The sequence below is a fragment of the Nostoc sp. 2RC genome (assembly GCF_014222165.1).
GTDB lineage: Bacteria > Cyanobacteriota > Cyanobacteriia > Cyanobacteriales > Nostocaceae > Nostoc > Nostoc linckia.
Window position 1 is genome coordinate 1 of the sequence record NZ_JACKZU010000058.1, and the last position, 13,575, is coordinate 13,575.

At 41.3% G+C, this 13,575-nt stretch carries 8 protein-coding genes; 3 read left to right on the plus strand and 5 right to left on the minus strand.

Going from position 1 to position 13,575, the window contains the following annotated elements; translation table 11 throughout:
* Positions 1 to 193: 193 nt before the first annotated feature.
* Positions 194 to 547 (plus strand): hypothetical protein, encoded by a 354-nt coding sequence (locus GNE10_RS09460; protein ID WP_397325303.1) that lies wholly within the window; start codon positions 194 to 196, stop codon positions 545 to 547.
* A gap of 138 nt (positions 548 to 685) precedes the next feature.
* Entirely contained in the window at positions 686 to 2,782 is a 2,097-nt protein-coding gene (locus GNE10_RS09465) for a CHAT domain-containing protein (protein ID WP_185564891.1), read from the plus strand.
* Positions 2,783 to 3,007: 225 nt separating this feature from the next.
* Here the strand turns inward: GNE10_RS09465 and GNE10_RS09470 are convergent, their stop codons facing one another.
* The 3 genes from GNE10_RS09470 to GNE10_RS09480 are packed head-to-tail and all read right to left on the minus strand — an operon-like array spanning position 3,008 to position 5,926.
* Positions 3,008 to 3,811, minus strand: coding sequence for a hypothetical protein (locus tag GNE10_RS09470; protein WP_185564893.1), 804 nt, complete (start codon positions 3,809 to 3,811; stop codon positions 3,008 to 3,010).
* Positions 3,774 to 5,129 carry a replicative DNA helicase gene (gene dnaB / locus GNE10_RS09475; protein ID WP_185564896.1) on the minus strand — a complete coding sequence of 452 codons (1,356 nt, stop codon included), beginning with the start codon at positions 5,127 to 5,129 and terminating at the stop codon, positions 3,774 to 3,776. Before dnaB ends, GNE10_RS09470 begins: the two co-directional genes overlap by 38 nt.
* Complete coding sequence (locus GNE10_RS09480) at positions 5,126 to 5,926, minus strand: MarR family transcriptional regulator (protein WP_185564899.1); 801 nt, start codon at positions 5,924 to 5,926, stop codon at positions 5,126 to 5,128. Before GNE10_RS09480 ends, dnaB begins: the two co-directional genes overlap by 4 nt.
* A 370-nt stretch (positions 5,927 to 6,296) precedes the next feature.
* Here GNE10_RS09480 and GNE10_RS09485 point away from each other — a divergent pair, with 370 nt between their 5' ends.
* Positions 6,297 to 6,668: an XRE family transcriptional regulator gene (locus GNE10_RS09485; RefSeq protein WP_185564902.1), complete on the plus strand. Its 372-nt coding sequence runs from the start codon at positions 6,297 to 6,299 to the stop codon at positions 6,666 to 6,668.
* A 586-nt stretch (positions 6,669 to 7,254) separates the two neighbouring features.
* On the opposite strand, the gene GNE10_RS09490 is transcribed toward GNE10_RS09485, so the two are convergent.
* Both GNE10_RS09490 and GNE10_RS09495 read right to left on the minus strand, forming a co-directional pair.
* A complete protein-coding gene (locus GNE10_RS09490; RefSeq protein ID WP_185564905.1) occupies positions 7,255 to 10,167 on the minus strand; it encodes a pPIWI_RE module domain-containing protein in 2,913 nt (970 codons plus the stop codon).
* Positions 10,168 to 10,169: 2 nt separating this feature from the next.
* A complete protein-coding gene (locus GNE10_RS09495) occupies positions 10,170 to 13,571 on the minus strand; it encodes a hypothetical protein (RefSeq protein ID WP_185564908.1) in 3,402 nt (1,133 codons plus the stop codon).
* Between the last annotated feature and the right edge of the window lie 4 nt (positions 13,572 to 13,575).

A 13,575-nucleotide genomic window follows, 5' to 3' on the forward strand; every position in this document is an offset into this window, starting at 1 on the left:
GTTTTGTAAAATTAGCATCTTATAGGATAAAAATTACTCTTCTTGTAGGAGGTATTTATATAAAGCATGAAAATACCATTCCTTCTGCTTTCTACCTTATTTCGTAGTCAATTATAGTGAGAACTATAATTTCTAACAAACATATTTCATCCGTAAAACAAGATTTAGTTTTGTATTCACATAAAGAAAATAATTGGCAACTAAAATGTTTATGCAAGAAGAAATTATCTCGATTGTTACCGATAATGTTCAATTTCCACCAGAAACAAGGACTTGGGAAGCTCCATCTGAAGGTGCTACTAAGTACAAAGTAGAGATTAGCGCCGACAAGTTAGAGCAAGAAATGGGTCGGTTTTTACAAATAGTAAGTCGTTTATTCAAACGTGCAGAGATAGAAACTGAAAACAAACCTGGAATGCACCTTGATGAAATTGAGCTATCAGTAGAAATTAATGGCGAAGGTAAGGTTAGCTTAATTGGAAGTGGTGCAAAAGCTGGTGGTAAAGGAGCAATAACGCTAAAGTTTAAACGAACCGAATTAGAGTGAATAGCAAATTTAAAACTAGTACCGTAAGGCGTAAGGCGGAAGTCAAAATTACTATAAAATAAGCCTTGTGTTGATTTTTAATTTGTTTTTTATTTCCGCCACGCTGTACTAGTTGGTGTAATAGTAGGGATATTTTGTATGTCACTGAGGTTTTTTTTAGTATGGTTTTTGTCCGCTACAGTTAACCTAAAAAATATTCAGAAGCTTTTAAATTTTTTAGGAGGTCGCGTAGGCAGTAAAGCAATTGAGGTAGAAGTAGAAGTAAATGGCAAAAAGCTGAAAATACAATCTAGAAATCAGCAAGAGTTACTAGCAGCGATAGAAGCAACTAAAAAATTTGTCTGTAAAGAAACAGCTTTGCCAGCAATACACCAGTTTCCAGAAGAAATATTCTTAAAGGTCACTACTAAATTAGAGACCGTACAAGAGTTAGAAACAGCAAAAATTTTTATTGAAGAAAATCGTAATAGTGGGTTATTTTTAGCCGCAGATTTTTACGATATAGAACAACCATTACTACCAGCAGAAACATCACCACAGTCATCAACAAATTTATTACAGCAAGCAGGGCGTGGATTGAGACCGAAGCTGCCTAAATCAGAAAAACCCAAGCTAGACGCAACCAATTTCTATCACGAACCTCCACAGAATAGACCCCAAACTTCGAGAAATATTCCTCCTGTTAATCAACCCCAGACTCAACCAATAGATAATCATCAAGCTTTTCTGGAAGCTTCTTCACTGCTCTTGCGCTATCCTAATTTAGAATCTCCAAATCAAATTATCCTTAACGAAAAGTTCAGCCTATTCGTCCAACTTCTGATCGAACAACCAAAGTCTAGTACTCAGGCTATCTATGTTGAGAATAGTTGTACTCCCGCACAATTGCCTGAGATAGAAGTAGTATTGCGTACTCCTCGCGGTTTGGATATTGAAGGCAACGATTATCAATTAATGCAAGTGAAACTTGACAGCGACTCTAGTGTAGAGTTTAACCTTACCGCTTGCAAACTTGGTGAGCAAGAAATACGAGTAGATTTTTACCAATGCGATCGCCGTATTGGTACAGAAAGGTGCAGCGTACTAGTTGTGAAAGACCCTTTAGATTACGATGTATCAAAACCAAAAGAAGTGACAAGCCTAGAGTTAAAAATAGCACCTATTGTCCCACCACCTGATTTGGAATTATGCATTGAATTGCGCGATGACCGTACTCTCTACTTCACGTTGCATTCAAAAGTCGCAGGGTATCACCATGTCAAAGTTGGTGAATTAACCTTGAAAGGCTCACCATTAGAGAAAATGCAGGCAGTATACAAAGAACTGGGAAGCTTAGCTGCACCAATTAAGTCAACAGAACAAGCTGCTGCTGAACGACGGTTGGCAACTTTAGGGCGTGAACTATGGGATGAACTAATTCCTGATAAATTGCAGCAGGAGTATTGGCGCTTTAAATTCCTAATTTCATCTATTCTCATTACTTCTGATGAGCCTTGGGTACCGTGGGAAGTAATTAAGCCCTATCGTTATAACGAAGATGGAGAACGAGAAGACGAACAATTTTGGTGTCAGCAGTTTGCTTTATCCCGTTGGTTATCAGGGCAAGGAGGCACAGTTGAAGAGTTACAGGTGGGTACGGCACGGCCAATAGCGCCTACTCAAGTCAACCTGGGAGCAGTACAGGAAGAGGTAACTTTCATCAAGCAGTTACATAATTTGCGTTCAGATATCACTGTACTTGAGCCTTTTAGCACTTACCAAGAAGTATTGGATTGGTTAGAGACCGGAAAATTCTTTATGTTACACTTTGCCTGCCACGGTATGTTTGACGCTGCCTTACCTGGTAACTCTGCGATCAAGTTATCAGATGGTATTCTACGTCCTTCTGACATTCGAGTCAGATTTGGTGGACGCAGACCACGCCCACTGCTTTTTATTAATGCTTGCCACGGAGGACGGTCAGAGTTCAGTTTTACTGGTTTAGGTGGTTGGGCTGAACGGTTAGTGACAGAGGCGCGTGTGGCTGTATTCGTCGGAGCTATGTGGGAAGTAAATGATGGACTAGCGTTAAGGTTTGCCCAACGCTTCTACACAGGATTGTTAAAAGATAACGAGACTATTGCTGAGGCATTTCGCTATGCTAGAGAAGAAATCCGCCAGCTTGCGCCCTACAACTCTACTTGGCTTGCATACTCGCTCTATGGCGACCCTCAAGGACGTGTAAATTTAAAGTAGTGTAATGAACACGTTTATCTAACTCTGTTTGTTACTGTTGGATGTCTAGTCTGATTTACTCTGGCGATCGCTCTTGCGACTAAAGATTATACTCGTCGATTATTTAATTTGCTAAGACCTTTGCTTAGAAGTAATCACAGCCTAAAAATGTAAAACATAAACAACTTGCTAAAAACGTTATATGGTATTCACGATTTGCGCGGATTTTCTAAGAATGAGGTTTTTCTATAATTTTACTCGCAATATTGACAAAATCTCTTTAACAGGCGCTTTATTTGCTTCTAGCTTCTCTATTCTCCCTAATAATCGTTTTGGAATATACTTGCACTTTTTAACCAAGCGATCGCCATTTTTCCAAAACTCATAGTGATACCAAGCTTGGGGATAATCTTTGCCGTGAAGGGTGATGGTTTTCCACTGAATGGAGCCACTACCTAATCCTTTGTGTCGTCTTGTTTTACTAGGGCTATCTTTACTGGGAGGTATTTCTGATTGTCCGCCATTATTACTAGGGCTATCTTTACTAGGGGGTATCTTTGACTGCTCGACATCGTTACTAGGGCTATTTTCGATATCCCCCAGTAATGTGTTTTTACTAGGGCTAGGCACAACACCCAGTAATGCCAAAATTTCTATAATTGGGCGCTTCTTGAACTCTGCTTCTTGAACAACCCCCAGTAAATGCTTGGGAATGTACTTGGTCTTCTTTCTCCCTTTTTCCTGCCAATGATAATAAGCCTGGGGATAGTCCTTTACACCCCTAGTAATGGTGCGCCAATGAATAGTGCCATTACCCTCACCCCAATTTCTGCGCTTTTTGCTAGGGCTATCTTTACTGGGGGATATCTTTATTTGTTCAGGCTTTTTACTAGGGTTGTCAATACTTGGGGATATCTCTATTTGTTCAGAGTTGTTACTAGGGCTATTATCAATAGCCCCCAGTAAAAATTCCGATACAGGAGGCGGATGGTTTCGACAGCAGTTTGAGGACTCAGATATTACATGAGCGCAAATTCTGGATAATTCCATAGGACTTGTCAAAAAATACCGTTGCTGTACCTGTTTCACCGTGCCGTGCTTTAGCCACAATCAGCTCTAATATTCCTTGGTCTGTAGTGTCTGGGTTGTAGTACTCATCCCGGTAAGCGAGAATAATATTGTCTGCCACCATTTCTAAAATTCCCGATTGGCTGAGGTCGCTCATCATTGGGCGCTTATTCTGTCTGCCCTCAACTCCCCTAGAAATTTGAGAAAGTGCCAACACAGGAACTTCTATTTCCCCAGCCATTTTGTAAAGTCCCCGTGCCACGTCACCTAGTTCATAACTCCGGTTGCCGCCTGAATCCTCTGCCATCATTTGCAGGTAATCAACGACAACTAACCCAAGTTTTCCCTCTTTGGCCTTAATTTGACGGCATTCGGAACCAATTCCAGAAACGGTAATACCTCTTGAGTCATTCATATAAAGCGGCAGTTCGGAAGCAATACCAACGATTTTGGCAATGCTTGTAAATTCCCAGTCTGCTAGGGGTTTATTACCTGAGCGATGTCTGCGGATGCGATCGCTTTTTAGTGGCGTTAACTCTAAATGCTTATAGGCGTTGCTAACACTAATTAAACTCCACAGCCTGTACTCCAATTGTTTCTTTGTCATCTCCAAGGAGAAGATGACCACAGGTAGATTGTGAAGTAGTATCATTTGGAGCGCAAGAAACAGCGCAATTTGGGACTTCCCCATTGATGGCCTACCCGCAACTATGGTGAGTGTGCCGCTTTCAAATCCCACCATCAAATTATCGAGTTCATGAAGTCCTGTATGGTAAATGGGGTTTACTGAATTTAAATCTTCGTAAGCAGCAACGTTAATCGTGCTGTTGTGTTCAGTGTTTGAAGATAGGGTTTGATTAGATAATTGAAAAACTTTCTGTTGTGATTGGTCAAGGATTTGTGATAACTCAGTTTCTGTCTCGTAACCCAGATGTACAATTTCATTTCCAGCCTTGATTAACTGTCTACGCACGAATTTCTCCATTACCAACTCGGCTAAAGCGTCAATGTTGACAGCTGACACTGTGCGGTCTACCAGAGTTGCTAATTTATTTCTCCCACCAATACGAACAAGTAAATCATGGTCAGTCAGCCAACTTGTGACTGTGAGCAAGTCTGTAGGTTTACCCTGGCTATGAAGGCGCAGCGCTGCTTGATAGATATCTTTGTGAGCGCTGATGTAAAAGGCTTCTGGAATTAGGCGATCGCCTACCCTACCTATTGCTTCTGGGTCAAGCATAATACCGCCTAAAATCGCCTCTTCCGCTTCGATGTTTTGGGGTGGCAATTTATCAATCACGTCACACCTCCAGTATTCTCAGCCCGATTTTGGCTTTGCGACTCTTCCCAAGCTCTTTGAGCCTGTCGCTGCCGTTCCTCGATTTCTCGGCGGAATTCATCTCGAGCATTTTTTGTTTCAGTTTTTTTGGCTTGTACCTGTTTTGAAGCCAGATATTTTTCGTAATAAACCTCCCAGCGATTTCTTCCAGCTTTGTTCTTGTGAGCTAACCAAGCCTCAATGTCATTCACTGGCTGGCTAAGATTTTTGGTTTTTTCCTCACAAAATTTCCAAAAATTCGCTCGCTCCTCTTCCGAGAGAGTCTTAATAAAGTCTGAATAAGTCTTATAAGTCTTAGGACTTGAAGATTGGCTCTGGGTAGGGCTTTCAGAACTCGGTTGTTGCGTAGCGATCGCGTCTGTTGCGTCATGATCACGCTTGTTGCGTAGCGATCGCGCTTGTTGCGGTGAGGCAACAGTGTTGTCTGTAGGCAACAGTGTTGTCTCATCGCAACAATGAAGCCCCCCAGCTAAAATTTTGACTTTGACTTTCAGTAGTTCAAGGTCAATGAATCCCTTGTCATCTAAAGCTTTGAGAGCCCGGCTAACTGTAGAGCGATGTACTACTTTATTCTCTGTTGATAGTTGTCTAGCTATCCCGGAGACAGACAACTCAACCCCGTCGCCATAAGGGTCGAGAGTGCGAATGTAGTACAGCACATCTCTCTGTGCTGGCGTTAATTCTCGGCAGGCTTTCAGCCATTCCTCGTGCTGGAGTGGGTAAAACTTACCTTGAATTTTTGAACTGTTCTGTGTCATAATCACCTTATTAAGCAAGAAAAATTTCCAGCCCCTGTCCCCCCAGACAAGGGCTAACTTTTTAAATACCAGCATTTGACACACAGCAATAGAGAGCAAAGCGATTAGCAACTTCAGGCGTTACTTGATGTATGCCGAAATTCTCTTAACTTGCGTCCTCAAAAGTGTAGCCAAAGCAAGTATTAGCGGAAGTTCTGCTTCACTGAAAAAAAGCTGATCTTATGTTTTCAGTCAGAACTACTGTTGGCTTAATTTGAAAAGAGTAAGTCCCTTGTTATCATTGAATTATCCATAACTTTAAAAATCCTAATAGAGTTCTCTCTAAATATCGCATACTATATCAACTAACTAATCCTATAATTAGCTAGCAATGCAAAATTTTGTAACAGAGGAAACTTCTCTTTACCAGCAACTATTTGACGAGATGTTCGATAGATTCAACCTTTCGGCAAAGGTTGTAGCCAAGCAAGCTGGAGTTTCAGAGGTGCTTATTTCCAGATTTCGTAAGGGAAAGGCTGACTTGGGAACTAGAAAGTTTTTAGCATTGTTAGGGGCTGTTCCTATGGAAGCAAGGGAGTGGTATTTGTCTGGGCTGCTTGGGGCGAAACCGGGTGTAAGCCTGCAAAAGCTTGTAGCTGCGGCCTCTCCTGTAGAAAAAGTTGAAATTCTTAACTTAATTGCCCATTCTTTCCTAGAAGATCGAAAAACTACTGGGACAGGTGAATTGATATCAGCAGTATGAACTATAGCAATCCCATGATATTAGTGAACATAAGGGATATTATGTGGACTTGTTGCTTGCTCATATCCAATTTTAAAGCGATGTGATTGGATAATCTCCATGTTCGTCAATCCAGAATACTTGCATCGTAAGGATTTTGTGCGGAGATGGTCAAGTGGTTTGAGGTATAAACTCATGATCAACTAATTAACACTATTAACTTTATTTAGTTGAGTAATTGCTGTATCGCTGTATCTCTGAATAGTGCCAAACAAATAACAAACTACAAAGCCATTCGTTGCCCCATGCAACCGAGTAGTGGGTCATTTTTACTTGATAATGACTTGCAAGCAATTAGCGATTCAGTTTCCATCTTCCTGGCTCATTGCGATCGCTAGAGTGAAAAGACCAAGGCAGAGGGCTTTTCTATGGCTCTATGGCGTTGTCCAGCACCACGTCGAGGGTCTGGCAAATCAATCGCCAAAGGCTTCTATAATAGCTATTTCAGACGTACACTTCATCTGGTAAATGCCTAAAAAGTTAGTTTACCATTTGATACCATTCTTTAGAATGAAATAGCCCTGCAACTAACCATTTATATTTCCGCTCAAAACAAGCTTAATTGTATAAATTCAGGCTCATCATAAATCATTGCTTCATCTACAAAATCATCTTCCTCTTCTTCTGTCATTGTGAGTCTTGGTATATATGGCGATAGCTGCTGTGCAGCATGAAGAGGTTGTGGAAGCAGCGTCACAATATCATCATCAATGAAGGGTGAACAGCGTCTTAGATTATGAACAATTAACGTCCATTCTTCTGGTTGATCTTCTTGTTGAAGCGACAGCCACGAAATTTCCAATGCCGTTTGATTCCAACTGGCTTTGAGGATGCGATCGCGTTGTCTGGTATTAGTTCTAGTTTTCGCGCTTTGTGGATCGCGACCAATTGAGAAAAACCCAGAGTTGAAATCTGAATTTTGATAAATTCCGCTATATCTGTTAAATACAGCAGTAGGACAAACATGAGGAACTGTCCCATCCCAAGAATAACGAAGTTTGGCGACTCGAAGTAAATGAGCGTTTTGGTTAGGAAAAATTAAATTTTGATGCCAACGGTTATTTACGTCAGTAGGATAAGCTGACTCAGGAGTGCAAAGGATTTCCGGCAAATCTTTTCGTATATTTTGCTCGTCAAGCAGCAAGAGAGTTGGATACTCTAAAAGTAAATCTTTAAAGGCTAGACGGACAAAGTTCATTATTTTTTCTGAGTCATATTCAAAAGCGAATCTCTGCTCAAACTGCGCCATCATTAATAGGCTTTCTCGATATGGCATCCAGATGGGGCCATGCTCGCCAGGTAAGCAGACTAGCATTTGCGAAGAACTGTTCGTTGCTGGCACTTTAATCAATATGGGGAGAACTGCCTTTTTCTCGCTTTTGTTCCTAGCATTAACGCGAAGAATCCTGATGCTGATTATATCTAGCAAAGCAGGTATTGAAGTACTGGGAATCTCTCGGTGAAAAGACAACCCCAAAGGAAAATCAAGTTGTCGCAGTAAATCCATTACCGCATTCTGACACCTTGCTTTATAACTATCAATTTGAGATTTTAACTGCTTCTTTTTAAACTCATATGCTTTCACTTGTTTAGTATTTGTTGGATCTGATGGGATAAATTGTCTTGGATCAACGTATTCCTTTTGGTCAGGTTCGATAAACTGACTAACCCAGCCACCTAAAGCATGTCCCCATCTGATAGCAGCTTTTGGATCAGCAAGCCTTCGCTTTTTCTCAAATTTTCGGTAGTCAGGAAGTTCAATCAAAATTCCTAATCGCTCATTACTAGACTGAGATTGCTTTGCTAAGTCACGCTCAATCAATCTGGCTCTATTTTGAGTAGCTGCTGATTTAGCCGAATTAGAATAGCTCTCTTTTAGGTCTAGAGGTTGATACCACTCAGCAGGAAAAGGATTTTTTTCAATCTTGAGTCGGTAAACTTCTCCTTCTCTGTTCGTAAACTGCCAAGTATCAGCTTGTCCATCCTCAGCTTGAACAGTACCACCAATATCTTTGCTCGTTAGAAAATCTAATAGGATTTTAATAAAAGTACTGGTAGATTCATTGCTACAAATGGCAATTCGGTAGAGAATTTCAGAGCCAGATGTCGATAAATTTAATGGTTCTGATTTCTTAGATAATCTTCTCTGTTTGCGGTGTGGAAGACTATTTTTGTTACCAAAGTCAATTTTATTGATCTGAGGTGATGGGATAATTTCTGATGGCAGTTCTTTGGTTAAGCGTTCAAAAAGCTCAAAACGGTCAGCAGCTTCCACACCAGCACCAACGGCATGTTTCCCCAGCCTAGTGCTGTAGCTGAGGAGATACTGTGGAGCAAAGTCTCTTGGATTGGTTAAAAACTGCATGGTTTGAGGCACCTCTAGGTGGGGGGCAACCCTAGAGAGAATTGTGTCAATTCGCGCTTTCCAACTAACGCCAGCATTATTGCGAGTCAGCGTGAAATTAATCAGGGTTGTTTCTCGCGGTTGCGACGGATGTTTACTAGGCTTTACCCACCCAAGTTCTTCAACTGCTGCATAGACCGTAGCATCTTCTTTAGAGGGCAAAAGAATCTGACTTTTCGCACTTGGAAGCGGTTTGTTGTCTTGATTATCCCATTTAACCATTGGGTGAGTAATGTATCGCCGTATACCTGGTTGAAAGAGAAGCAGCGCAGGGGTTTTACCGTGAGGGGGAGTAACCCAAAATCTTAAATAGTAAGAAAACTTCCATAGCGTTTCGTTTTTGTCTGAAGAATAATTGCAAGGAGGCCAAGTGACTAAATAAGCATCTTCAGAAGAAGTAGAAGCCGACACAATCATCGGAAAAGAATAGACTCTTCCTTGACTATCACTGAGTTGAAATTGAAATCCTTTCCGGGTTAACCAGCGAACAATCAACTCTGGCAGAACTGGTTTAATAATTGAAAAAGGAGCGGTTTTGAGGTTGATTAACTCCCAAGAAAGCTCTACCCGCGCAGCTTCCATTTTGGCAAGGATGTTACGAATAAGCTCTTGGTCGTTGCTGTAATTAGCAACTAACCATTCTCTAATAACATCCCAGAAAAAATTTAAGTCAATAATATTACTATTTTCATGAACAATTAGCCAGTAAGGAGGGCGCTTTTCTTCCTGCCAATTGAACGAGTTAGGAAAAATATAGAGAATATCTGGAGCGCAACCTCTCAAAGCAGCATACAGACCTAAAATGGGAGGCGTGGAATCGACGGTTGATAAGCTTTTAATCAGGTCAATCCAATCAAACGGCAGTTTTAAGCCATAGACTTTGCCCATAGTGCTTAGGTCAAAATTATCCTTGATCGACCAAGCTAAAGGCTGGAGTTGATCTACAGGCGGATTTTTAGTTCTTTCCTTCTTGCCGTCTGTATTTAAAATTGGTTCGACTTGTTCCTCTTGTTCCAATTGGTATTCTTCCTCAATCAGTTGAAGTTGCTTATTCATAATTATTTCCCCCCAATATTTTGCATTTGCAATCGTTTTACTAATGAGCGTAATTGATCGTAAATAGCTCCGTACAACTCCTTAGCTAGTTGCTGCTCAACTAAAGATTTTGTGCTGTCAGGCGCAAGATATTCATCCAGAATCTCCACCCACCCTTTTAATAAACTGCGACCAGATTGCCGAGGTGGATAGAAGGCTGAATCGCAAAAGAAAACACGAGTTGGAACTCCGCCTCTGGTTGCTCGTCCTAAAGCCTGAGTAACTGCAACCAATTGATCCCAGAGAAGCTCCTGCCATAAATCCTTGTCCATCGCTCCTGAACCGAGATAGGAAGCACGTAGCCGTCGTCCCCAATTTTTGTAAGCCTGAGAACGCATAGACGAAATTGCCGACTCTGCTGTTGTTCCTAAATGCTCTGGTAAAACATTGCTGCCTTGTAAAATTGAGTCAAATACCCAACGATTAATTGCTCTGATTTGACGGCCAAAGTCAGTAGGAACTGGATAGGGACGAACTAGAAAGAATACGCTACCTAGGTAAGCGATATTAGTACCAGGTAAAAGGATATTATAACCGCGTTGAAATGCACCGAGAGGTACTACCAAAATCTGCCTTCCTCTAGTCGGATGCTGTTCGATTTGTCCCCGTCTAATAAACCAATCAGCTTCTTGGAGATCGCGATCGGGCTGCATACAGTCTACGCGATCGCGCCATTGGGAAGAATCCTGTAAAACACTTGCTACTGCCTGTGCTTCGTTATAGCTTCCAGTAATTAACACAGCACCTCTAGGCATACCTTGTTCTTGCCAGTAAGCTAATTCAGAGGCAATTCGCGAAACAGTATCACCGCCACTTCCAAAAGCCAGATACTTGGCAATTTGAATAAGACTATCGCGGCGTTCACTACCCGAAAGTCCACTAACTCTAGTTAAATCACCATTCTTAGCTGGTAGGGGAATAAAGTCGAAATAACTTTGGGCAATTCGTTGAGTAGCTTCTGGTGGGGGTGATAAAATTGCGTGCGGCCGAACACTGATATGATACTGCGGACTCCCTGGTGACCATGAAGTAGCACTAGTGAAAAGCGTATGGGGGCCGTATGTACCGCACAGATGAACGTACAGATAAGGAAAGCGCAATAGTAAATATCTGCCCATTCCCACACAGTCCAAATACCGAAGAACGCCATTTAAACTTTTTTCTTCACTATAATCAACAAATTGATAGCCTAAAATATTCCCCAGAGGAGATTCAACGCCAATATCAATAAATTCATCAGGGGGGTTACCAGTAAAGCTGATTTCATTCCCTAACTGCTCAGTCGCCTCCACAGCTATACCTAGCCAATAGCGCACCAAGGCAACAACATGACTATCCATTGCTGTGAGGACAACTCCTAGTTCAAGACGTTCCAACATCTTGGAGGTTTGTGGGGATTGGTCTAGCTCCCAAGGTAACAAACTATTTAACCATTTGCGTAGTTTGTTGCCAAAGCGATGACCTTTTTGATTTTGAACATCATTAATTAACTTTTCTAAGGGATGAGCTTGGTCATCATCTAAATCGTCAGATACAAAAGAGTTTTTATAGAAAGAAGTAAACTCCTGTTCGAGGTTATTTAAACAGGTTTCAACTTCGGCTTCAGAAATGTTATCGGGAGCTAAATTACGAACGTCATCTTGGATGTGCTTGTAGATAATGGAGTTGTAAAGTGGCCATCCAGCAATCCATTCTCTCAGATGAGGATGCTCAAACACCCTAGCAAAAATCCAGTCCGACAGGCGCGAAGCTTCACGCACGACACCACGCAATTCATGATAGCGAGAGTCAATTAATGGCGATCTTCCTGTCTCAAAAAGGCTATATTCAATAAAATCCAGTAAAGCTTTTTGCGTTCCATCCGTTTGAGAACCTGCTAAATCATTGGACGGAGCAAACCGATCTTCAAAGAAAACTTGCTCGCGGTCTACTTCATCGAAAATCTGGAAATCGCAATAATGGTTAGCTGCCTCTAACAGGCGCATCTTGGTATTAAGCAAGTTCACAGGTAAAGAGGTTTGGAGAAAAGCAGCTGAAGTTGCTACCCAAACCGATGCTCCAGCAATGTCGCGGTTAGCTTGATGAACAGGACAAATATTGATAAAAGGACAGTGATGGTAAGAAACACTATGTTTTGCGTTTTTCTTCTTTTTAGCAATATCTTCTCGTGTGGTGAGTTTTGTACAAGGTTCAGAACCAGGGGGAATCGAGCCTTCAGTTAGTAAGCCTGACAAAATGCACGAACCTGTGAGCCACTTTAGTGCTGGATTATCAAGTAATGAGGCGGTCTGTGGGTCTAATTCAGGATCGTAGGGTTGATACAAATCCTCCGGCTGAAGTAAACTGCGGTACGCCATTCCATATTGATACTGGTGTAAATCGCGGCTTTTACCCAGTATTGGTGCAGCAGGAATGCCCATTTTTATGCAGTCTGCTGCCATTTCCAGAACTTCATTTACAGTATTGAATATGATGCAAATGCGATAGTTATGGTTGAAATCTTGTTGTTTGATTAAGTGGTAAATTAAAAGCTGAATCACCGTAGTTTTACCCGCTCCTGTTGGGCCTAATAGGTGATAAATACCATCAATTGTGATTTCTTCAGTACTGACAAGGCAATCGCTAACTTGTAAAAGGTTAAGTTTTTCGTAACCTTCTAACCAGTCTCTTATAGGCAGTTTTTTATTCAGTTCTATAGCAGATGCTTTGAGATCTGACATCCGAATCGTCAGTGGTTCTGGTGGATTCTTACGATTTTTAGGTTGTAAAGCTTGAGGAGTAGGGATGTTTTGCTCTAAATCTGTGACACCTTCTAACAGTTCGGGCGAAATTGTAATTGAGTATTCGTCTAAACCTATAAAAAAACTATATTCTTTATTAGGTTGTGCATAATTAATTTTTGGAATCGTGTGTGCTGCTGGCTGGTCTATAGCGTTACGAATTGCAGCCATTCGATCTAGGATGAAGTGGAGCATTGCTCGACGTTCATATCGATACGACTCAACATCAATATCGTAGAGCCGGATAATACGTGGCAATTCTGCATACCATTCGAGTGACCTATTCCAGGCTGTTGCTGTACGAATATAGCGAGCGCGGTGTCGAACAATTTGACATTTTCGGATTAAGTTAGTATCATTGCTAACCTCAGAAGGAATAAAACCAGTCAACAAACTCCACGCCGAATTCAAATTATTATTTGATTGCTCATAGACTTGTTCATGAAGGGCAATAACTAACTCTATTTGAAAAAACCTGTAGCATTTGATTCTGCTGGAAAAAGTACCTTTTTCAAGAATCCCCTCTTGTTCTAGAGCTAACAGTTGAGTACTAATATCCTTTAGCCAAGCTTGCCAATCTCTCATAACT